Source organism: Sphingomonas sp. 3P27F8 (assembly GCF_005502745.1).
GTDB lineage: Bacteria > Pseudomonadota > Alphaproteobacteria > Sphingomonadales > Sphingomonadaceae > Sphingomonas.
Genome location: NZ_SCNL01000027.1, coordinates 1 through 21741, shown reverse-complemented (window position 1 = coordinate 21741; position 21741 = coordinate 1). Strand labels below are relative to the sequence as shown.

General features: G+C 65.8%; 18 protein-coding genes and 1 pseudogene. 8 read left to right on the top strand and 11 right to left on the bottom strand.

All coding sequences use genetic code 11. The features are described 5' to 3' along the window. Positions 1–129 precede the first annotated feature (129 nt). On the top strand, positions 130–1131 hold the full coding sequence (locus FFS35_RS20210) for a cell wall hydrolase (RefSeq protein ID WP_212742237.1): 1002 nt from the start codon (positions 130–132) through the stop codon (positions 1129–1131). 3 nt (positions 1132–1134) lie between these two features. Here the strand turns inward: FFS35_RS20210 and fghA are convergent, their stop codons facing one another. From fghA to FFS35_RS19095, 3 genes are read right to left on the bottom strand one after another with little or no spacing between them, the layout of a single operon-like run. Continuing rightward, positions 1135–1971 carry an S-formylglutathione hydrolase gene (gene fghA, locus FFS35_RS19105; protein ID WP_137788383.1) on the bottom strand — a complete coding sequence of 279 codons (837 nt, stop codon included), beginning with the start codon at positions 1969–1971 and terminating at the stop codon, positions 1135–1137. 4 nt (positions 1972–1975) lie between these two features. Then, a complete protein-coding gene (locus FFS35_RS19100) occupies positions 1976–3082 on the bottom strand; it encodes an S-(hydroxymethyl)glutathione dehydrogenase/class III alcohol dehydrogenase (protein WP_137788382.1) in 1107 nt (368 codons plus the stop codon). Positions 3083–3097: 15 nt separating this feature from the next. Beyond that, a complete protein-coding gene (locus FFS35_RS19095; protein WP_137788381.1) occupies positions 3098–4339 on the bottom strand; it encodes an FAD-dependent oxidoreductase in 1242 nt (413 codons plus the stop codon). A gap of 129 nt (positions 4340–4468) precedes the next feature. On the opposite strand from FFS35_RS19095, the gene FFS35_RS19090 reads away from it, so the two are divergent. Beyond that, the gene (locus tag FFS35_RS19090; RefSeq protein WP_137788380.1) at positions 4469–5143 is read left to right on the top strand and encodes a response regulator transcription factor; all 675 of its coding nucleotides are present in this window, start codon (positions 4469–4471) and stop codon (positions 5141–5143) included. 2 nt (positions 5144–5145) lie between these two features. Next, the gene (locus FFS35_RS19085; RefSeq protein ID WP_249341743.1) at positions 5146–6489 is read left to right on the top strand and encodes an ATP-binding protein; all 1344 of its coding nucleotides are present in this window, start codon (positions 5146–5148) and stop codon (positions 6487–6489) included. Between the two features lie 94 nt (positions 6490–6583). Here the strand turns inward: FFS35_RS19085 and FFS35_RS19080 are convergent, their stop codons facing one another. Beyond that, positions 6584–9046, bottom strand: coding sequence for a TonB-dependent receptor (locus FFS35_RS19080; RefSeq protein ID WP_137788379.1), 2463 nt, complete (start codon positions 9044–9046; stop codon positions 6584–6586). Positions 9047–9621: 575 nt separating this feature from the next. Then, positions 9622–10050, bottom strand: coding sequence for a MarR family transcriptional regulator (locus FFS35_RS19075; RefSeq protein ID WP_249341742.1), 429 nt, complete (start codon positions 10048–10050; stop codon positions 9622–9624). Between the two features lie 80 nt (positions 10051–10130). Between FFS35_RS19075 and FFS35_RS19070 the strand changes: the two genes are divergently transcribed. Genes FFS35_RS19070 through FFS35_RS19060 form a run of 3 tightly spaced genes read left to right on the top strand, consistent with a single transcriptional unit; the run spans position 10131 to position 14311 of the window. After that, positions 10131–11288: an HlyD family secretion protein gene (locus FFS35_RS19070; RefSeq protein WP_137788377.1), complete on the top strand. Its 1158-nt coding sequence runs from the start codon at positions 10131–10133 to the stop codon at positions 11286–11288. Next, the gene (locus FFS35_RS19065; protein WP_137788376.1) at positions 11285–12862 is read left to right on the top strand and encodes an MDR family MFS transporter; all 1578 of its coding nucleotides are present in this window, start codon (positions 11285–11287) and stop codon (positions 12860–12862) included. Before FFS35_RS19070 ends, FFS35_RS19065 begins: the two co-directional genes overlap by 4 nt. 12 nt (positions 12863–12874) lie before the next feature. Continuing rightward, positions 12875–14311: an efflux transporter outer membrane subunit gene (locus FFS35_RS19060; protein ID WP_137788375.1), complete on the top strand. Its 1437-nt coding sequence runs from the start codon at positions 12875–12877 to the stop codon at positions 14309–14311. Here the strand turns inward: FFS35_RS19060 and FFS35_RS19055 are convergent. Beyond that, on the bottom strand, positions 14292–15695 hold the full coding sequence (locus tag FFS35_RS19055) for a short-chain fatty acyl-CoA regulator family protein (RefSeq protein WP_137788374.1): 1404 nt from the start codon (positions 15693–15695) through the stop codon (positions 14292–14294). The two genes, FFS35_RS19060 and FFS35_RS19055, sit on opposite strands and share 20 nt — an antisense overlap. A gap of 161 nt (positions 15696–15856) precedes the next feature. Between FFS35_RS19055 and FFS35_RS20140 the strand changes: the two genes are divergently transcribed. Both FFS35_RS20140 and FFS35_RS19050 read left to right on the top strand, forming a co-directional pair. Further along, positions 15857–16012, top strand: a complete 156-nt coding sequence (locus FFS35_RS20140; RefSeq protein ID WP_171007692.1) for a hypothetical protein — start codon at positions 15857–15859, stop codon at positions 16010–16012. Positions 16013–16109: 97 nt separating this feature from the next. Continuing rightward, a complete protein-coding gene (locus FFS35_RS19050; RefSeq protein ID WP_137788373.1) occupies positions 16110–17705 on the top strand; it encodes an isocitrate lyase in 1596 nt (531 codons plus the stop codon). A 125-nt stretch (positions 17706–17830) separates the two neighbouring features. On the opposite strand, the gene FFS35_RS19045 is transcribed toward FFS35_RS19050, so the two are convergent. From FFS35_RS19045 to FFS35_RS20135, 5 genes and pseudogenes are all read right to left on the bottom strand, one after another. Further along, positions 17831–19198 (bottom strand): L-serine ammonia-lyase, encoded by a 1368-nt coding sequence (locus FFS35_RS19045; protein WP_137788372.1) that lies wholly within the window; start codon positions 19196–19198, stop codon positions 17831–17833. Positions 19199–19250: 52 nt separating this feature from the next. After that, on the bottom strand, positions 19251–20570 hold the full coding sequence (locus FFS35_RS19040; protein WP_137788371.1) for a HAMP domain-containing sensor histidine kinase: 1320 nt from the start codon (positions 20568–20570) through the stop codon (positions 19251–19253). Next, a complete protein-coding gene (locus FFS35_RS19035; RefSeq protein WP_137788370.1) occupies positions 20567–21235 on the bottom strand; it encodes a response regulator transcription factor in 669 nt (222 codons plus the stop codon). The genes FFS35_RS19040 and FFS35_RS19035 overlap by 4 nt, the downstream gene beginning before the upstream one ends. Further along, positions 21213–21497 carry a hypothetical protein gene (locus FFS35_RS19030; protein ID WP_137788369.1) on the bottom strand — a complete coding sequence of 95 codons (285 nt, stop codon included), beginning with the start codon at positions 21495–21497 and terminating at the stop codon, positions 21213–21215. The genes FFS35_RS19035 and FFS35_RS19030 overlap by 23 nt, the downstream gene beginning before the upstream one ends. A gap of 44 nt (positions 21498–21541) precedes the next feature. After that, positions 21542–21741, bottom strand: a pseudogene (locus tag FFS35_RS20135) (hypothetical protein); the annotation flags it as partial.

The following is a 21741-nucleotide window of genomic DNA, read 5'->3' as shown; positions in this document are numbered from 1 at the left end:
CCCTCTTCCGCTCGTATGCCCGGGGTGTGAGGCAATCGGGGGCCGCCCGCAAGCCGCGCACCGTGCCGTTAACCGCGTCTTAGCCGCGCTGCTTTACTCCGGCCCCATGCCTGACCTGTGCCGGAGCCGATGCTGAGGCCCATCTTCCTTGCTGTGCCCACTCTCGTGCTGGCCACGTCGTGCGTGCCCAAGGCGGAGGCGCCGAATTACGCGCCGGCACCGGGAACGGCGGCCGCGCGCCCGGTGAAGAACCCGCGCGAGCTGCTCCAGCGGCTGGCGCTGGATGTGCCGACAAACATCGTCGAGGAAGCCGCGCTGGCGAAGCTCGCGCGACCAGCGGTGCTGAACGCCGCCCCCGCCTTCGAGGCGGGCGAGCAATCCGCCGACGATGCCGGCCGTGCGCTCGATTGCCTGACGCAGGCGGTCTATTACGAGGCACGATCCGAACCCGTGGATGGCGAGCGCGCCGTGGCGCAGGTGGTGCTAAACCGCGTGCGCGACCGTGCTTTTCCCAAAAGCGTGTGCGGCGTCGTCTATCAGGGATCGAACCGCAGCACCGGCTGCCAGTTCAGCTTCACCTGCGACGGATCGATGACCCGCCCGCGCGATCCGAATGCCTGGGCGCGCGCGCGCGCGGTGGCGGCGGCCGCGCTGTCCGGCGACGTCTACGCGCCGATCGGGTCCGCCACGCATTATCACGCCAATTATGTGCTGCCATGGTGGGCGTCGAGCCTGACGCGCATCGGGGCGGTGGGGGCGCATATCTTCTATCGCTGGCGCGACGGGATGGAGAACGCGCTCGCTTTCCGGCAGCGCTATGAGGGCGTGGAGCCGGAGATCGGCACGACGATCGCCGCCGCCGGCGATCAGTTCGGCGTGACGGTGCACCGCGAGGCGGCGGGCGGCGCTGCCACCGCCGCTATCACCGCTGGCAACGAAACAGTCGGGTCGGTGACGATCCACCGCAGCGGCGCGGTTGCCCCCGCCGGCCCGACGCCCGGCGCCGCGCTCGCCGCGCGGAGCACGCCGGCGATCGCCCGATCCGCGCTCAGCGCCGGGGTCCGCGTCCATCGCAATATCGCCCCGCCCGAGGGCGCCGGCCCGGAAGACATCGACCCGAGCCAGAGCTGACCGTCAGCGCAGCCGCTCCGCATGCCAGCGCAGATGGTCGGCCAGGAAGGTTGAGATGAAATAATAGCTGTGGTCGTAACCCGGCTGCATCCTGAGCGTCAGCGGGATGCCGGCCTGTGCACATGCGTCGGCCAGCAGATCGGGCTTGAGCTGGTTTTCCAGAAACTGGTCCGCCGCGCCCTGATCGACCAGCAGCGCCGGCACGCGCGCGCCGTCCTCGATCAGCGCCACCGCATCGTGTTTGCGCCATGCCGCGCGATCCGGCCCGAGATAGCCGCCCAGCGCCTTCTCGCCCCACGGCACCCGCGATGGCGCGACGATCGGCGCGAAGGCGGAGACGGCGCGATAGCGATCCGGGAAGGTCAGCCCGATCGTCAGCGCGCCATGCCCGCCCATCGAATGGCCCATGATCGATTGCCGCGCCGCATCCACCGGAAAGTTCGCCGCGACCAGCGCCGGCAATTCGTCGGCGACGTAGGACCACATGCGATAGTTTGCCGCCCACGGCGCCTCGGTCGCATCGACATAGAAGCCCGCGCCCAGCCCGAAATCATAGGCCGCGTCGGCGTCGTCGGGCACACCCTCGCCACGCGGCGACGTATCCGGCGCGACGAAGATCACGCCCAGTTCCGCACAGGCGCGGCGGAACTCGCCCTTGTCGGTGACATTGGCGTGGGTGCACGTGAGGCCGGACAGATACCAGATCACCGGCAGCCGATCGCCCTCCTCATGCGGCGGGACATAGACGGAGAAGGTCATCTCCGTGCCCGTCGCCGACGACGCATGGCGATAGACGCCCTGTGTGCCGCCGAACGCGCGATTGGTGGAAACGGTCTCCATCGCGTCAGTAAACGACGACCGAGCGGATGCTCTCGCCGGCGTGCATCAGGTCGAAACCCTTGTTGATGTCCTCCAGCGACAACCGGTGCGTGATCATCGGATCGATCTCGATCAGGCCGTTCATATACCAGTCGACGATCTTCGGCACGTCCGTCCGCCCGCGCGCACCCCCGAAGGCGGTGCCCTTCCACACCCGCCCGGTGACAAGCTGGAACGGCCGCGTCGCGATTTCCCTGCCCGCTTCGGCCACGCCGATGACGATCGATTCGCCCCAGCCGCGATGCGCGCTTTCCAGCGCCTGCCGCATCACGACGGTGTTGCCGGTGCAATCGAACGTGTAATCGCCGCCGCCGTCGGTGAGCGCGATCAGATGCTGGACGATATCGCCCACGTTCTTCGGGTTGACGAAATCGGTCATCCCGAAGCGGCGGCCCCATTCCTCGCGGTCCGGGTTGATATCGACGCCGATGATGCGCGCGGCGCCCGCGAATTTCGCGCCCTGGATCACGTTGAGGCCGATCCCGCCCAGGCCGAATACGATAACGGTGGCGCCCGGCTCCACCTTGGCGGTGTTGACCACCGCGCCGACGCCGGTGGTCACGCCGCAACCGATATAGCAGCTCGTGTCGAACGGCGCGTCCGGGCGGATCTTGGCCACCGCGATCTCCGGCAGCACGGTGAAGTTCGAGAAGGTGGAGCAGCCCATGTAATGGAAGATGGTCTGCCCCTTGTAGCTGAAGCGGCTCGTGCCGTCCGGCATCAGCCCCTTGCCCTGCGTCGCGCGGATCGCGGTGCACAGGTTCGTCTTCTGGCTTAGGCAGGATTTACACTGGCGGCATTCCGGCGTGTAGAGCGGGATGACATGATCGTCGGGCGCAACGCTGGTGACGCCCGGCCCCACCTCGCGCACGATCCCGCAGCCTTCGTGGCCCAGCACGCTCGGAAACAGCCCCTCGCTGTCCAGGCCGTCGAGCGTGTAGGCGTCGGTGTGGCAGATGCCGGTCGCCATGATTTCCACCAGCACCTCGCCGGCTTTTGGCCCTTCGAGGTCCAGCTCGACGATCTCCAGCGGCTTCTTCGCCTCGAATGCGACGGCGGCGCGGGTCTTCATTGGATGCTCCTGTAGCTAGGCTGTCGCCAGTTCCTTAAGCGGAACGGACGCATCGGCAAGCCGCTCCGGCGCGATGACCGAACCGGCCAGCACGAGCGCGCGGCCCTGCACATAGTCCCGGGTGGCGTTGACGCAGTCGAGCGCGATCACGCGGCCCTGCTTCAGATAGAGCAGGCTGAACGATCGCGTCGCCGTATCGCCGCGCAGCACGACCTGATCGTGGCCGGTCGAAAGGCCCACCGTCTGCAGTTTCAGGTCATATTGGTTCGACCAGAACCATGGCACCGCATCATAGGGGACGGGCTCTCCCATGATCGCCTTCGCCACGGTCGTCGCCTGATCGTTCGCGTTCTGCACCGATTCGAGCCGGATGTGCGCGCCGCCGGCAAAGCCGTTCGCGTGCGCGGCGCAATCGCCGATCGCGTAGATATCGGGCAGGCTGGTGCGGCAAAACGCGTCCACATCGACCCCGTTGCCGCCAGTCGCGCCGGCCGCGAGCAGCGGCTCCACCGCCGGGACGATCCCGATGCCGACGATCACCATCTCGCATGGCAGCACCTCGCCATCGGCAAGCCGCACCCCGCTGACCGCGCCGTCGCGCTCCTCGATGCACGATACCGTCGCGCCCAGCCGCACCTCGACGCCATGCGCGCGGTGCTCCGCCTCGTAGAAGCGCGACAGCGGCTCGCCCGCCACGCGCGCCAGGACGCGCGGCAGCGCCTCGAGCACCGTCACCTGCTTTTCGAGTTTCGACAGCACCGCCGCCGCCTCCAGCCCGATATAGCCGCCCCCGATCACCACCACGCGGCGGGTCGTCTCCAGTTCGCCCATCAGCCGGTCCACGTCGGCGCGCGTGCGCACCGCATGAACCCCCGCGAGCGCGTGGCCGTCGCATGTCAGACGGCGCGGGCTGCCGCCGGTCGCCCAGATCAGCGTGCCATAGCCGATCGCCATGCCGTCCGCCGCCGTCACCCGATGCGCGGCGGGATCGACCGAGGCGACGCGATGCCCGAGCAGCATCTCCACCTGCTTTTCCGCCCAGAAGGTCGCGGGGCGGATCAGGATGCGTTCGAATTCCTTCTCGCGCGACAGATAGTCTTTCGACAGCGGCGGCCGCTCATAGGGAAGCTCCGGCTCGTCGCCGACGATCGCGATCGTGCCGGCGAACTTGCGCTGCCTGAGCGCCACGGCGGCCTGCGCGCCGCCATGCCCGCCGCCCACGATCAGCACATCGAAACGCTCACCCGTCACGCCCATTTCGTCCCTCGCCTCTCCCGCCTTCTTCCACCACGCGAAAGCGCCGCGCGAGTCAATGACAGAACTGTCACTTGCCTTGTGCCGCGCCGGCCATATGTCGGCAGTGATGCACGGTGGTGGAGATCGAGGATGAACCTGCTGCTGGTGGAGGATGACGAAGATTATGCGACGACGCTGGCCGAGGAATTGCGCGCGCTCGATCATGAGGTGACGGTGGCGGCGAGCGGCGCGGTGGCGCTGCAGGCGGCGGATCGCGAACCGTTCGACGCCGCGATCATCGATCGCATGTTGCCGCAGATGGACGGCACCGAAGTCATTCGCCGGCTGCGGGAGGGCGGCAAGCGGCTGCCCGTCGTGATGCTCAGCGCGCTCGGCCGCTCGGCGGAAAAGGTGGAGGGGCTGGATGCGGGCGCCGACGATTATGTCGTGAAGCCCACGCCCGCGATCGAGCTTGACGCGCGGCTTAAGGCGCTGTTGCGCGGGCGGCAGTGGACCACCGGCGATGGCGATACGGTTCGCGCGGGTGACATCGTGGTGAGCCCGACCCGGTTTCGCGCGTGGCGCAACGATCGTCCGCTCGATCTCGTCCGGCTGGAATTGCAGTTGCTGGCCGAACTGGCGCGCAACGCCGGCACGGTGCTGACGCGCGCGATGCTGATCGAGCGGGTGTGGGGCTATGATTTCGAGCCGACCACCAACATCGTCGATGTCCAGATCCGCGCGCTGCGACGCAAGCTGATCGGGGATGGGGAAAGCGATCCGATCGTCACGCTGCGCGGCATCGGCTACATGTTGCGCGATTGATCGTGCCGGCGCTGCGATCGCTGCGATCGCTGACGCTCGCTTTCCTTGCCGCGTTTTTCGTCGCCGTGGCGCTGACCGGGTTTGCGACGCACCGCGCCATGCAGCGCGCGATCGTCGAACTGGTCGACAAGCGCATCGCGGCATTGGCGGATGGCGTTATCAGCGCCTCGCCGCCCGGCAACGTAGCCGCGATCACCAGCCGTATCGCCGCGCTCTCGCGCGATCGCGACACCGCCGATGTCGGCTTCGCGCTGACCGATGCGAACGGGCGCTGGCTGGGCGGCAACGTGCATCCGGCCCGATCGCTGCCGATCGGCTTCTCGTCACTGGCGCGCGAAGCCAGGATCGCCGGGCTGTCGACCGGGCGGGCTTTGGTGCGCGACGCCGGCGGCGGGCTGCGGCTCACCACGATCGCGGAAACGGACCCGATCGACGAGGAAGGCGCGGCACGCGGGCGGCTCTATCTCTTCGGGTTCGCGCTGATCGTCGCGATCGTCGTCGCGGGCGCGGTCGTGTTCGTGTCGCTGGTCAGCCGGCGCATCGGCGAAGTGCGGGAAACCGCGCTTGCGATCATCGATGGCGACATGCGGCGGCGGCTGCCGGTCGATCCCAGCGGCGATGCCTTCGCCGAACAGGCGGCCACCTTCAACCGCATGCTCGATCGCATCGCCGATCTGATGGCCGAGATCAGCAACGTCAGCAACGATATCGCGCATGACATGCGCACGCCGCTCGCGCGGCTGCGCAGCAGGCTTGCGCTGATCGCCGGTCGCCGCGAAGCGGCGGCGCTTCAGGACGAGATCGCGGAAACGCTTGCGCAGTGCGATGCGCTGCTCGCGATGTTCAACGCCGCGCTTCGCATTGCGGAGGTAGAGGGGGGCGATCGCCGCGCCGGCTTCACCCGGCTGGATCTTGGCGGCCTGGTCGCCGAATTCGGGGAGATGATGGCGCCGGTCGCCGCCGAATCCGGGCATCTTCTGGTCGTCGGCGATTGTGATCGTGCCGATATCGATGGGGATCGGCAATTGCTCAGCCAGGCGCTCATCAACCTGGTGGAAAACGCGCTGTGCCATACGCCCGCCGGCACCACGATCACCCTCTCCGTGTGCAGCGGTAACAGCCACGTCCGGCTGACGGTGCGCGACGACGGACCGGGAATACCCGCCGCGCAGCAGGCGACCGCGCTGCGCCGGTTCGGCAGGCTTGAGCCGAGCCGCCATGCGCGCGGGCATGGGCTTGGCCTGCCGCTGGTGCAGGCGATCGCCGGGCTGCATCGCGGCCGGCTGGATCTGGAGCAGGCACGCCCCGGCCTGCGCGCGGTGCTGACAATCGCGCGCGTCGCATAGAAAAAAGGCCCGGCGCGCCTTCGACAAAAAGGACGGGCCGGGCCTGAGAACTGACCGCGCGTGCAGGGGAGCCACGCGATCGGGGAAAACGCCGTTACATGCGGAACGTCGCCTCGACGCCGAAGGTGCGCGGCGCGTTGAAGTTGCCGTAATCGCCCAGGATGTTGTTCACGCTACCCGTCGTCACGCTGCTGGACGGCGCGCCCGGCAGGCTGTTCGACGGATCGCGGCGGAACACATATTGCGCGTTGAACAGGTTGCGCGACCACAGCGAGAACGTCACCTTCTGACCGCCAGCGCCCAGATCGATATCCGCCAGCGAGACGCGGCCGTTCACGAGGAACGAGGCGTCATTGTGGGTGGCGAACTGGTCGAACGCCTGCGTCGACTGCGAGTAATTGGCATCGAGGTGGAAGCGGATCTTCGCGTCTCCGCCGCCGACCGGAACCTCGTAATCGACCGCGCCGCTCGCGGCGTTGCGCGGGGTGAAGACGATGTAGAAGTTCTGGTACACGCTCGTGGTGAGGCCGCCGGCGGTCGCCGTAATCAGCACGGGCGGGATGCGCGTGTAGGTATAGGCATAGGAGCCCGTCAGCGTCAGGCCATCGATCGGCCGCAGCGTGAGATCGGCCTCGATCCCGCGGATCTTGGTGATGCCGGGGGCGTTGATCGTCACGAGGTTGTTGAAGTTGCTCGCGCCGAGCGGCTGGATCGAGCTGATATCGACCTGGCTGTCCTTGCGGTCCATGATGTAGCCGGCCAGGTTCAGGCGGCCGCGGTGATCCCAGAAATCCGCCTTCAGGCCGATTTCATAGGATTTCACGTCTTCCGGGTTGAACGGCTGATAGTTGGACGTGCGCGAGCTCGCGCCACCCGCGCGATATCCGGTGGCATATTTGGCATAGACGTGCACGTCGTCGCTCACGTCATAGGCCACCGTCGCCATCGGGTTGAAGCGGTTCCACGATTTGTCGAGCGGTGCGTAGCCGGCAGCGGCGGCGACGGTCGGGTTGGTATCGTAGTTTACGCCGCGCGAGAAGTGCAGGACGCCGCGCTTCTTGTCGTTGGTGTAGCGGCCACCGACGGTGAGGTGGAGCGAATCGGTCGCGTTCCAGGTCGCCTGGCCGTAGGCGGCATAGCTCTTCGACCATACTTCGGACGCGCGATCGATCGTGGCGAACGGGTTGGTGTAGATCGCCGGGTTGATCGTGTAGCCGGTGCCGTCCGCATTCCAGATATTGGAATTGGGCGTGGCGGCGTTGTCGCTGACGTGCTCGTTGAAATAATAGAGGCCGGCCACGTAATCGATGCTGCTGATCGAGCCGACGGCCTGGAATTCCTGGCTGAACTGCGTCTGGCGCAGGTTGGCGAGGCTGTAGCGGCTGAACGCGCCATTGGGGGAATAGACCGGCACGCGATGCGCCCCGCCGCTGTTATCCCACTGCGTAGCCGTAACCCCCCGCCATGCGGTGATCGAGCGCAGTTCGATCTCCGGCGAGGCGCTCCACTTGAAGTTGTTGGTGAAGCCGTGCGTTTTATCGATGCTTTCCTGCTGCGGAACGCCGATGTCGGCTACGGTCATGCGCGTCTGGCCGTTCACGACGACCAGCGGCGACAGCGGCTTCACGGTGCCCGTGAGGTTCGTGTAATTGGTGCCTGGCAGATAGCAGGCCGGCTGCGACGCCTGGGAGCCAGCGGCGCAATTGTTCGGATTGTAGTTCAGCAGCTGGCTGTAGAATGGCGTGTTCGCGTCATAGCCGGTGTCGTACGAGAAATCGTTGGTGATGTTGCTTGTCGGCTTCCAGCGCACGGCGGCACGACCGCCGCGACGATTGAACGAGTTCCAGCCGGCCTGGCCCGGCATCGGATTCTTGGTGGTCGGCCCCTGATACTGGACCACACCATCCAGCTTCACGCTGAAATTGTGATATTCGGGCAGATCGACGTGCGCATCGGCATTATAGCCGCCATAATTGCTGACGCCCGCGGTAACGCGCATGTCGAACACGCCCGATGGCGCTTTCGAAACGATGCTCAGCGCGCCGCCTTCGGTGTTGCGGCCGAACAGCGTGCCTTGCGGCCCCTTCAGCACCTCGATCCGCTCCAGATCGAACAGCGCGGCGTTCAAACCATGCTGGCGACCGATATAGACGCCATCGACGTAGATGCCGACGCCCTGCTCGCGCGCGGGCTGATTCGCGTCGAGCGGCACGATGCCGCGGATGCCGATCGTGAGCGCGGACTGCCGCGCCTCGAACGTGGCGATACGCAGCGACGGCACGGCACCGTCGGCAAGATCGTAAAGGCTCTGGACGTGGCGATCCTTGATGACCTGCGTGTCGACCACGTTGATCGCGATCGGCGTCTTCTGCAGGCTCGTCTCGCGCTTGGTCGCGGTGACGACGACATCCTTGATGCCCGAATCGTCGGTTGCGGCAGGAGCTTCAGCCGGCGCGGCATCCGCGACAGGCGCAGGCGTTGCATGCGCCGAGACCGGCAGCGCGAAAAGCGCAGCACCGGCGAGAAGACGCAGCCGCGTCCGCGAAAGAATCGTCATGAGATGTTTCCCCAAACACGGGCTGCATCGGCCCGCCGAGGGCGGCCCTATGTCAGTCGCGCGGCATCCCGGTGACACTTCGGTTACATCGATCGACCGATTGAGTTCATTTTCACTTCATTTTACGATCGTCTCATCGGCTATGCGATCGGGGTCGGCGCGCAAGCCATCGTGAAGCTCTTGATTCCGGGGCAGGGAAAAGGCTGCTGACACGCTGGCCCCGGCCGCAGCGATCATGCGTGCTGGTGGACGCGCTGCGCTACCGACGCGATGAAGAATGAAATTTCGAAAGGATCCCAGGCGCGGCGGACAGCCGGCGCGAATCGTGATGCGGGAGATCAGCGGCGGGAATAACTACGGGCGATCAGCCCAGCAGCGCGAACGCCACGCCAAAGATCGCCATTGCGATGCCGCTGGCACAGGCGAGCAGGCCAACATTGCACTCGCACACGCCGGAATTGATCCGTTCCATTATCCGTCTCCTCTCCAGTGCAATGCTCTGTCGGCATCTTGCGTTGGAAGAGTGAGAGCCTATCACGTGCGCGCAAAGACGCAAGCACGCGATTCCGCCAGCATCATGCCTCGTCGAGCGACTCGACAAGCCTGCCGAGGAGGCAGGTCAATTGTGCATGTTCCTCGTCGCTGAGCGCGGTGAGCTGCGCCGACAACACTTTCTGTCGCAGCGGCTCCGTCGCTTCCAGCATCCGCGCGCCGGCCGCGGTGATAGCGATTCGCTTCACGCGGCGATCATCCGGGTCTGCGGCGCGAGCGATCAGCGCGTCGCGCTCCATGCCGTCCAGCGCTTCCGTGACTGTGCGCGGCGCAAGATCGAACAGTTCGGCGATGTCGGCGGCGCGCGCCGCGCCTTGGCGCGCCCGGATGAACAGCAGCATCTTGGTGCGTGTCAGCGAGGCGCCCTGTTGTGTCAGCGCCCGATTGAGACGGCGATGTATCTGGAGATAGGCGCTGGCGAGGTTCTTGATGAGCTGATCGTCGCTTTTCATGAGGAACCTCATTACATGGTCTTGCATTATGCTGCAACTGCGAGCATTTGAAACGACAGCAATCGACCCCGGATACTCCCATGGCAGACCAAACGCCCGAAAACACCGCGACTCAGCCCACGGAGGAGCGCGTCTCCCCGCTGAAGAAACCGCGTGTTCGCCTGATCCTCATCATCGTAATCGCGCTTGTTGTGATCGGCGGGATCGCGTTTCTGTTGCGCTACGAAAGTTATGGCAAATACCAGCAATCGACAAATGACGCGTATGTCCAGGCCGATGCGGTAACGGTGTCGCCCAAGGTTTCCGGTTATGTCGAAAAGGTGTTCGTCGCCGATAACCAGACGGTGACTGCGGGGCAGCCGCTGCTGCAGATCGATTCGCGCGATTATAATGCGCAGGCAGCGCAGAGCCGGGCGCAGATCGACGTGGCTAACGCCAATGCGGCCGGTGTTCGCGCGCAGATTGGTGAACAACAGGCCGACATAGCGCGTGCGCAAGCCGACCTGGTCGCCGCGCGCGCCGATGCGGCATTCGCGCATAATGAAGTGTCTCGGTATCAGCCACTCGCCGCGACCGGCGCCGAAACGCGCGAACGACTGTCGCAACTAAAGAGTCAGGCGACGCAGGCCGACGCGAAGGTCGCCGCCGCTCGGGCTGCGGTCGTGAGCGCGCGGCGGCGCGTCGGCACGTTGCAAGCGCAGGTGAAACAGGCGCTGGCGCAAGGCGAAGGGGCGCGCGCGCAGCTCGCCGCCGCCGACACCAATGTGGGCGCAACCCTGATCCGAGCCGCGATCAACGGCCGCATCGGCAACAAAACCGTACGGCAAGGGCAGTTCGTGCAGGCCGCGACGCGGCTGATGACGGTCGTGCCGGTGCGCGGTCTTTATATCGACGCCAATTTCAAGGAGACGCAGCTTGGCCTGATGCGCGTCGGACAGCCGGTTTCCGTCCGCGTCGATGCGCTGCCGGGTGTGGAGATCCCCGGGCGGGTCGCCAGCGTTTCGCCCGGCACGGGCGCGCAATTCTCGATCCTGCCGCCACAGAACGCGACGGGCAACTTCACCAAGATCGTCCAGCGCGTGCCGGTGCGGATCGCAATCAGCCCTGGCCCTGAAACGCGCGCGCTGCTGGTGCCCGGCATGTCCGTGGACGTGAGCGTCGATACGCGTTCCGCAAAGGGCGCGGCCGATCGCATCAAGCGCGAGCAGCAGCAACACAACGAGCGGATCGGCCAATGAACGCCACCACCGTCGGCGCGTCGGATACACCGGCGGCGGCGACACAGGGGCTGCCCGAGCGCGCCGATGCGGCCGCGTGGCTGGCCGTCGGCGCGGGCAGCCTCGGCGCGATGATGGCGACGCTCGACATCTCGATCGTCAATTCCTCGCTGCCCACCATCCAGGGCGAAATCGGTGCGAGCGCGACCGAGGGCACGTGGATCGCGACCGCCTATCTGGTGGCCGAGATCATCATCATTCCGCTCTCGGCATGGCTGGAGCGCATGCTTGGGCTCCGCACGTTCCTGTTGATTGCGGCGACCTTGTTTACCGGCTTCTCGATGCTGTGCGGGATTTCGACCAACCTGACGATGATGATTATCGGGCGTGTCGGACAAGGGTTTACCGGCGGGGCGCTGATTCCCACCGCGATGACGATCATCGCGACGCGCCTGCCACGGGCGCAGCAACCGATCGGCAACGCGCTGTTCGGCGTTACCGCGATTCTGGGGCCGGTGCTTGGCCCCCTGGTCGGTGGCTGGCTGACCGAGAATGTCAGCTGGCACTATGCGTTCTTCATCAACCTGCCAGTCGGCATCACGCTGGTGACGCTGCTGCTGCTGACGATGCCGCATCGCAAGGCGCAGCTCGGCGAGTTGCTCAATGCCGATTGGATGGGGATCGCAGGGCTGGCGCTGGGGCTGGGCGGGCTCACCGTGGTGCTGGAGGAGGGGCAGCGCGAGCAATGGTTCCAGAGCAGCGAGATCGTCACGATATCGCTCGTCTCCGCGATCGGCTTCGTCCTGCTGTTCGCCGGGCAGATGTTCGCCCGCCGCCCGGTCATCAAGCTCAAGCTGCTGCTCGATCGGCAATTCGGATCGGTCGCGATGATGGGGATCGTCGTCGGCATGGTGCTTTATGGCACCTCCTATGTGATCCCGCAGTTCCTTGCCGCGATCGCCAATTACGATGCGCTCCAGTCCGGCAAGATCGTGCTGCTTTCAGGTATTCCCAGCCTGATGCTGATGCCGTTCACGCCACTGATGATCCGGCATTTCGATATCCGCATCGCGGTGGGCGCGGGCCTGCTCATCATGGCGACAAGCTGCTGGATCGACACGGTGTTGACGGCGCAATCGGCAGGCGGCGCTTTCGTCGAATCGCAATTGCTGCGCGGGGTGGGCACGATCCTGTCCTTCCTGTTCCTCAATCAGGCGGCGATCGCCTCTGTGCCCCCGGAGGATGCAGGCGATGCGGCGGGGCTGTTCAACGCGATGCGCAACCTTGGCGGCTCGTTCGCGCTGGCCGGCATCGCGACGATCCAGGATCGGCGATCGTGGCTGCACAGCCGTCGGATCGAGGAAACGCTCGATGCCAATTCGGGAATGCTGCAGGATTACCTCGCCGGGCTTGGCCAGGCGCTCGGCGGCCCCGATGCGGCAATGCGCACCCTGGCCGGATCGATCCAGCGCGATGCGCTGGTGATGACCTTCAACGACATCTTCTGGCTTCTCGCGGTCGGCATCGTGATCGTCGTTCCCCTTGTCCTGTTCCTGCGACCACTGCCCAAGGGGCAGTCGATCGCAATGCACTGAGGCCCATTCGCCATGCGTACTCCCCTAGCAATCCTGCCGCTCGTCGCGCTGGCCGCCTGCACGGTAGGGCCGGATTATGCCGGCCCATCCTCGGCCGGCGCGGTAAGACCCGGCGCCGCCTTCATCCGCGCCGCCGATGGCACCAGCATCGCGGCGCCCACGGTGGCGCAATGGTGGAGCGCGCTCGGCGATACGACGCTCGACGAACTGGAGCGTCGCGCGCTTGCCGCCAATCCGAACGTGCAGGTGGCGGAAGCGCGGCTGAAACAGGCGCGCGCGTCCCTGCGGCTCGAGCGCGCCAACGCGCTGCCCAGCGCGAACGCGCAGGCGACCTATCTTCACGCGCAACTGCCTGGCATCGACCTTGGGCAATCCGGCGGCGGCGGCGGGGGATCGACTGCGCTCAACTTCTACAACGTCGGGTTCGACGCGAGCTGGGAAATCGACCTGTTCGGCGGTCAGCGTCGCAAGGTGGAGGCGGCACGCGCCTCGATCGGGGCGGCGGAGGCGAGTGTCGCCGACGCGCAGGTGAGCCTCACCGCCGAGGTGGCGCAGGCCTACATCAATCTTCGCGACCGGCAGCAGCGCATCGTGCTGGCACGCGACGCGGCGGAGCGCCAGCGCGCGATGCTGGCGCTTACCCGCCAGCGCGAGGCCGCGGGCACCGCATCCGCGCTGGATGTCGATCGGCTGCAGGGGCTGGTCGAGCAGAGCGACGCCGCGATCCTGCCGCTTAGCGCCGAGCGCGACGCTTATCTCAATGCGCTGGCTGTGCTTGCGGGCGAGGCGCCAGGCGCGCTCGACTCGATCCTTGCCGAAAAGCGCGCCGTGCCGCTGCCGCCTGCCGAAGTCGCGATCGGCGATCCGACCGCGCTGCTCCAGCGACGCCCCGACATACGCGCCGCCGAGCGCCAGCTTGCCGCGGCGACCGCCAAGATCGGCGTCGCCGAAGCGGCGAAATTTCCCCGCCTGAGCTTCATGGGGTTGATCGGGATCGGCGGCACGAAACCGGGCGATATCTTCGATCTGGGAAAACTGTCGGCGCTGGCTGTGCCGCAGCTTTCGTGGAATTTTCTCGACTTCGGGCGCAACGCGGCGCGGGTCGGACAGGCGGAAGGCGCGCGCGACGAAGCGGCAGCGCAATATCGCGGCGCGGTCCTCGGGGCGCTCAGAGACGCCGAGGATTCGCTGTCGCGCTACGCCGCGCGGCGGCAGACGGCGGCGAGCGCCGCGCGCAGCCTTGCCGTCGCCAGTCGGACCACCACGCTGATGCGCCAACGGTTCGATGCCGGCACCGCGACGCTGATCGACGTACTAGACGCCGAGCGCCAGCGCGTGGCGGCGGAGCAGTCGCTGAGCCAGGCGACCGCCGCGATGACGGCCGATTATGTCTCGATCCAGAAGGCGCTCGGCCTCGGCTGGACGGATGCTAGTCCTCCACGAAACTGAGCGCCGAAAGCCCGCGCTCACGATCGTTCACGGTGAGCGCGCGGCCATCGGGCGCGGCGGAACGCTGCGGGCAGCCGGCGCGCAGGCAGGCGCGACAGCCAAGGCCGATCGGCGTCGCGGCGCCCGCTAGATCGAGCCCCCGCGCGGCGGCGAGGCTCCCCGCCTGCTCCGCCGCGACGCCCAGCCCGATCGCAAACTCCGCTATTACCTCATCGGGCGCTGCGTCCCCCCTACCGCCCGGCGCGCTCACAACGCGCGCCTGCGTGAACCAACGCCCCCCGTCTTCCAGCTCGACAAGCTGCACGGTCAATGCGCCAGGCCGCTCGAACGCGTGATGCACCCGCCACAACGGGCAACGGCCATGCGCCTGCGCCAGTATCGCGCTGCTTGCCCCGGCGTAGCGCTTCGAAAGCTGCCCGGCGCGATCAATGCGAATCATGAAGAAAGCGAGGCCGCGCGCGCCGACCCGCTGCAACGTGGTTAGACGATGAGCCACTTGCTCGAAGCTAGCGCCGAAGCGACGCTCGAGCATACTCACGTCATAGCCGGTTGCTTCGCACGCGCGCAGGAAGCGAACATAGGGCATCATCACCGCGGCGGCGAAATAGTTCGTAAGATGGCGACGAAACAACCGCTCCGCATTACGATCCACGAAAGTTGCGCCGCGCGCCAGTGCATCAATCTCGCTGCGCGCTTCGAGCTGTGCGAGCTGACTGGCAAGCGCCATGATGCGGGCGGACGGATCAAGCGTCTCATTCAACTGCAACTGTCGCGCATGGAGATCGAGACGCCGCAACAGATCCGGCATCACGTCCGACGGCAGGATGCGGATCGACAGGCCGTGCTTGACGCGCAGCCGCTCGACCAGGGCTGCATAGAGATCCGCGCCGACCAGCCGCAGCTCATCCGCCAGGATTTCGGCCGCCGCATCAAGATCCGGAAAGTGATTGCGCCAGCGCTCTATCTCGCGGCGCACGGCCGTCATCACATCGTCCTGCGCGGATCCGCCGGCCACCGCTCCGGCAACGCCCGCTCGATCGAAGGCGCGCGCGAACGCTTCGGCGCCGCCCGGCGACGTTGCGAGCCATTCCTCCATTTCGTGGCGATCTATTTCCAGATCGGCGAATAACGGGTCCGCCAAACGCCGCCGGATCGCCGCAACACCGCCGCCCGGCTCCCCCGCGGCCAGCGCGCGCGGGTCAAAATCGAACTGCTCCGCCATCTTGACCAGCAGGCCGGCCGGTAAGGCGCGCTGGTTGCGCTCGATCAGATTGAGGTAACTCGGGGAAACGCCTAGCATTTCCGCCATTGCGGCCTGCGTCAGGCCAGTGCGCCGTCGCAAGCGCCTGACCGCGTGACCCGCCAGCAATTTGTCCCGCGCCATCCGTGGTCTTTCTGTCAATTAATTTACAATATTACCGATATTAACTTGTTTCGTGCGACCGCGCGACACTTTTAGCGCGCGAATATGGCTGATCGCACCACCGTTCGTGGATTATCGCACTGCCATCCGGCGAACACGCCGAACGAAGCAGGAGCCACGACATGACGAAGGAACCCCAGCGCAGCCGCGCAGTGTTCTCGACTGAAGATTTCGGGCTGATGAAAGAAGCGGTCGCAAATTACGTGAAGCAGATCGCGGACGATCCGCGTTCGGCCAAATTCTCCAATCTCTATCATCGCCTCGGCCGGCTCGGCTGACCCGCGACTTCCTGGGGAGGAAGGTGTCCGCCGACGTGCCTCGGCACGCCGGCGGACATTCCAGCACCCCCGATTTATCATCCAAGGAGCATCATCCGTGACCTATCAGGAAAAAATCGCCGGCGCCGACGCGCTGATCCGTGGCTTCAACGGCACATGGGACGGCATCGATGCCGAAGCGGTCGCGCGGATGCAATTGCAGAACCGGTTTCGTACGGGCCTTGATATTGCGCGTTACACAGCTGGTATCATGCGGCGCGACATGGCGGCCTATGATGCCGATCCGGCGGCGTACACGCAGTCGCTCGGCTGCTGGCACGGCTTCATCGGGCAGCAAAAGCTTATCTCGATCAAGAAGCATTTCGGCTCGACCAAGGGCAAATACCTCTATCTTTCCGGCTGGATGGTAGCGGCGCTACGCAGCGATTTCGGCCCGCTGCCCGATCAGTCGATGCACGAAAAGACCAGTGTGCCGGCGCTGATCGAGGAACTCTACACTTTCCTCAAGCAGGCGGACGCCCGCGAACTCGGCATGATGTTCCGCGATTTGGATCATGCGCGGGAGACCGGCAACGAGGTCGAGGCGCAGCGGCTCGTCAACGCTATCGACAATTATGAGACGCACGTCGTGCCGATCATCGCGGACATCGACGCGGGCTTCGGCAATGCAGAGGCGACCTATCTGCTGGCCAAGAAGATGATCGAGGCGGGTGCCTGCGCGCTGCAGATCGAAAATCAGGTTTCCGACGAGAAGCAGTGCGGCCACCAGGATGGCAAGGTCACCGTGCCGCATGAGGATTTCCTCCAGAAGGTTCGTGCCTGCCGCTACGCTTTCCTCGAACTAGGGGTGGAGGACGGCATCATCGTCACCCGCACCGATTCGCTCGGCGCCGGCCTCACCAAGCAGATCGCCTATTCGCAAGAGAAGGGCGATCTGGGCGACCAGTATAATGCGTTTCTCGATTGCGAAGAGGTCAGCGACCTTTCCACGCTGCGCGGCGACGTTGTGATCGAGCGCGACGGCAAGCTCATGCGCCCGAAGCGGCTCCCGTCGAACCTGTTCCAGTTTCGCGAGGGCACTGGCGCTGATCGCTGCGTACTCGATTGCATCACCAGCCTGCAGAATGGCGCGGACCTGCTGTGGATCGAAACCGAGAAGCCGCACATCGAGCAGATCGCCGGCATGGTGGATCGCATCCGCGAGGTGATCCCGAACGCCAAGCTCGTCTATAACAACTCGCCGAGCTTCAACTGGACGCTCAATTTCCGCCAGCAGGTCTATGATCGGTGGTCGGGAGAAGGAAAGGATGTGTCAGCCTTCGATCGCGCACGGCTGATGAGCGTCGATTACGACGGCACGGAACTGGCGGCGGAAGCGGACGAGAAGATTCGCACCTTCCAAAAGGATGCGGCGGCGCGGGCTGGCATCTTCCACCACCTTATCACGCTGCCGACCTATCACACCGCAGCGCTGAGCACCGACAACCTGGCGAAAGAATATTTCGGCGAGGCTGGAATGCTGGGCTACGTCAAAGGTGTGCAGCGGCAGGAAATCCGCCAAGGCATCGCCTGCGTGAAGCACCAGAACATGAGCGGCTCGGACATCGGCGACGACCACAAGGAATATTTCGCCGGGGAAGCCGCGCTGAAGGCGGGTGGCGCGCACAACACGATGAACCAGTTCGCGGCCTGATCCCGCGCGCGGATAGCAAAGCTATCCGCGAGGCGGCCAGGCACGGGCGTCGGCGGGTGCTTCATCACCCGCCGACCGCTTACGGCGCGGCATCGCCGCGTCCGTATTCAGGAACGATACTTCTCTCAACATTCCACCACGTTCACCGCCAGGCCGCCAAGGCTGGTTTCCTTATACTTAGAGCGCATATCCTCGCCGGTCTGGCGCATCGTCTCGATCACCTGATCGAGGCTGACGATGTGCCTCCCGTCGCCGTGGAGCGCGAGATAGGCAGCGTTGATCGCCTTGATCGCGCCCATCGTGTTGCGCTCGATGCAGGGAATCTGCACGAGCCCGCCGATCGGATCGCAGGTAAGGCCGAGGTTGTGCTCCATCCCGATCTCAGCCGCATTCTCGATTTGCGCGTTGCTGCCGCCGAGCGCCGCGACCAGCCCGCCCGCGGCCATCGAACAGGCGACGCCAACCTCGCCCTGACACCCCATCTCAGCCGCCGAGATCGACGCGCGCTTCTTGTAAAGCATCCCGATTGCGGCCGCGGTGAGCAGCAGCCGGCGCATGCCGTCGCGCGTCGCACCATGGACGAATGTCTCGTAATAGCGCAGCACCGCTGGAATCACGCCCGCCGCGCCGTTGGTGGGTGCAGTTACCACGCGGCCGCCAGCGGCATTCTCCTCGTTCACCGCCAGCGCCCACAGGCTGACCCACTCGAACACCAGGCCCGGATCGCTGCGCGGCCCCCGCTCCGCCAACTTCTCGCGGATCGCGCGCGCGCGGCGCTGCACCCTGAGGCCGCCGGGCAGTTCGCCGGTCGCTGCGCAACCGCGCTCGATGGAGGCGCACATCGCATCGCGAACGCGGTCGAGGAAGGCGTCGGTTTCCACATCCCCGCGCCAAGCGCCTTCGTTCGCGCGGACGATATCGGCGACGCTCATCGCCTCCGCCATCCCGATCGCAAGCAGTTCAGCCGCAGAACCGAAAGGATGACGCAGCCGGCGGTTGGCACGATCCGGCTCCGCTCCCTCCTGCCGGATCACGCCGCCGCCGATCGAATAATAGCGCCGCGCCAACTCGCTGCCATCGTGAAACGTCGCGGTGAACACCATCGCATTGGGATGCGCAGGCAGGAAGCTGGGGCGAAACAAGAGGTCGCGGGTGACGTCGAACGCGACCGGTGCGCGCGCGTCCAGGGTCAGCCGACCCTCCGCCACGATCGCGGCGATCATCGCGTCGATCATCTCGGGATCCACTGTCTCGGGGGTTTCGCCCGCCAGGCCAAGCAATACGGCACGATCGCTATGATGCCCGCGCCCGGTCAGCGAGAGCGAGCCGAACAGGCCGCATTGCACCCGCACCGGCATAATGCCCGCATCCACCATTTCGCGTGCAAACGCCTTGGCGGCACGCATTGGGCCAACGGTGTGCGAGCTGGACGGGCCGATGCCGATAGTGAACAATTCGGTGATGCTGACCGCTGACGGCTGGTCGGACGACATGAACACTTTTCCTGACGCAAAGCCGCGTCTTAATGACCATGATGCGCCCGGTCTACGCCAGCGGCGTCGGGTCCAGTCGAAGCCGAAGCAGCGCGCCGCCTGCGGCGCTGCGGCCGGTTTCGAGGCTTCCGCCGCAGACGCCGACGATGCGTTCGACGATCGAAAACCCAAGTCCCGCGCTATCGCTTCGCGCCGTGTCGCCGCGGCGGAACCGGCGTGCAGCGGGGTCGCGCGCATCCACGGCCAGGCCCGGGCCGTCATCCTCCACCGTCAGGCTGCCGTCCGCCGCCGCAGACACCACGATAGCCGATCCGGCCGGGGTATGGCGTACTGCATTGTCGATCAGGTTCGTGACCGCGATTGACAACAGTTCAGCCACCCCGCGCACGCGACAGGGCGGCTGCTCCGGCTCCTCGAACGCGATGCTGTGGCCCGAACGATAGACGATCGGCACCATCCCCTCCACCGCTTCGCGCGCAACCGCCGCCGGATCGACCATGCCCAGCTGCGGGTGCAGCCGATCGATCGCGGCGAGATCGATCAGTTGCCGAATGACGTGATTGGCCTGATCGACCGACCGCCCGATCTGCTCGCGTTCCGGCGAGACGGGAAGCTGCTCCAGCCGAAGCGAGATCAGCGCCAGCGGAGTCCGCAGCTCGTGCGCGACGTTGCCGACGAAATCGCCCTGCGCGCGATAGCCCGCCTCCAGCCGATCAAGCGCGCGATTGGTGGCGTGGACGAGCGGCATCGCCTCGCTCGGCATCCTTGCCTCATCAATGCGCCCATCGAGGCGGGAAAGGCCGATCGCGTCGGCATCGGTCGCTGCATCACGGAACATACCCGTCACGTGGCGCAGCACGATAAACGACAGCAGCAGCGAGCCGAGCAGCGCTGCGGCGATCACCCAGGCAAAGCGCCGCAGAAACGAGCGGACGATATCGTCGACGATCTCCTCTGGATGGGTGCGGTCCTGCGCCACCACCATCCAGCCCGATCGGCCGCCTGACAGCTTCACCGGCCGAGTGAGCAGATCATAACGCCCCCAGGTGGCGAAGGTTTGCTTCGCGCCGTGCGGGAGATCGGCGAGATCGAAAGGCAGCACCTGTGGTCGCGCGATCAGCACCGTGCCGCCGCCATCGAACAAGGCGAAGAAGCGGTTGCCACGGTCGCGCAAAACCGGCGGACCATCAGCCATGCTGCCGTTCAGAAAGGTGTTCGCCTCGTGCTCCAGCCGCGCCGCGACGAAGGCGTCCGCCGTATCGTTGAGCATACGGGACAACAGCAGCGGCAGCGCAACCGCGATCACCACCACGATCACGATCTGCCCCAGCAACAATTTGCCGAAAAGGGAGCGGGGAAGTCGGCGCATCATGCGGTGGATAGCATGTATCCGATTCCGCGCACCGTCTGCACCTTTACCGCAGCGCAATCCTCGAGCTTGCGGCGGACGCGGTGAACATAGACGTCGACGGCGTTCGAGCCCAGCGCGTCGCTCGCGCCGAACAGTTGATCCGCCAGCACGCGTTTGGGCACGACATGGCCGGTGCGTCGCATAAGCAATTCAAGCAGCTCGATCTCGCGAACCGACAGCGAGAGCGGCTCGGCACCGGCACGAACTTCTCGGCTGCGCGTATCAAGCGTGAGGTTCGCGGTGCGCAATACGTCCTCGATGTAGCCGCCCTGGCGCCGCAGAATAGCGACGAGCCGCGCGTGCAGCTCCACGAACAAGAACGGCTTGACGAGGTAATCGTCCGCGCCGCTTTCCAGCCCCAGCACGCGCATTTCGCCTTCGCTGCGCGCGCTGAGCACGATCACCGGAAGGTTGCAGCGACGCGCACGCAGCCTTCTCAATAGCACCAGGCCGTCCTCATCGGGCAAGCCGAGATCAAGCACGGCCGCCGCGTAGTCAACCGTCGCGATCAGATGCTCGGCGTCCTGCGCGGTGCCCACGATATCGCAGCGTATATCGCGCCTCAGGAATGCCGCTGCCAGCGCTTCCGCCAGCTCGGCATTGTCATCGACAATCAGCAGGCGCACGGCCAGGCTCCCACCAGTCCGGGCCGCCGCGGAGCGACCGACAAGACGAAAAACAACTCGCGGTAAGCAGCACAGCGGCGCCAAGCGCGGTTTCTCCAGCGAAAGAATGCGCGCCGTAAGCCGTAACCTTCAGCCCGGTGATGATGACGAACGCCACCCACAACAAGTTGGAGGCGCCGTTCAGGATGTGATGGCTGCTGCCCATCGCCGGCGGCATGCCGCCGACCTGTGCCGGCGGCCGCCGCGCGTCGTTGGTCTGCATCGATCAGGCCGGTCCTTTCGTCCACACCAGAACGCCCCGCCCGATCAATGGGGCGCAAAGGTCGCGTTGAGGCTGCCTCCACCCGGCACCTGGCACTGGCCCTCGCCACCGCCGCTCATTCCGCTGGACGGGCGGATCAACGTGAAGCGGCAACGCATCCGCCCGTCAGGCCCGACGAGATTTGCGAGCACCTTGCCCGAATAATGCGTCACGAAATCCTGCGACGGGCCCCAATAACCCCAGC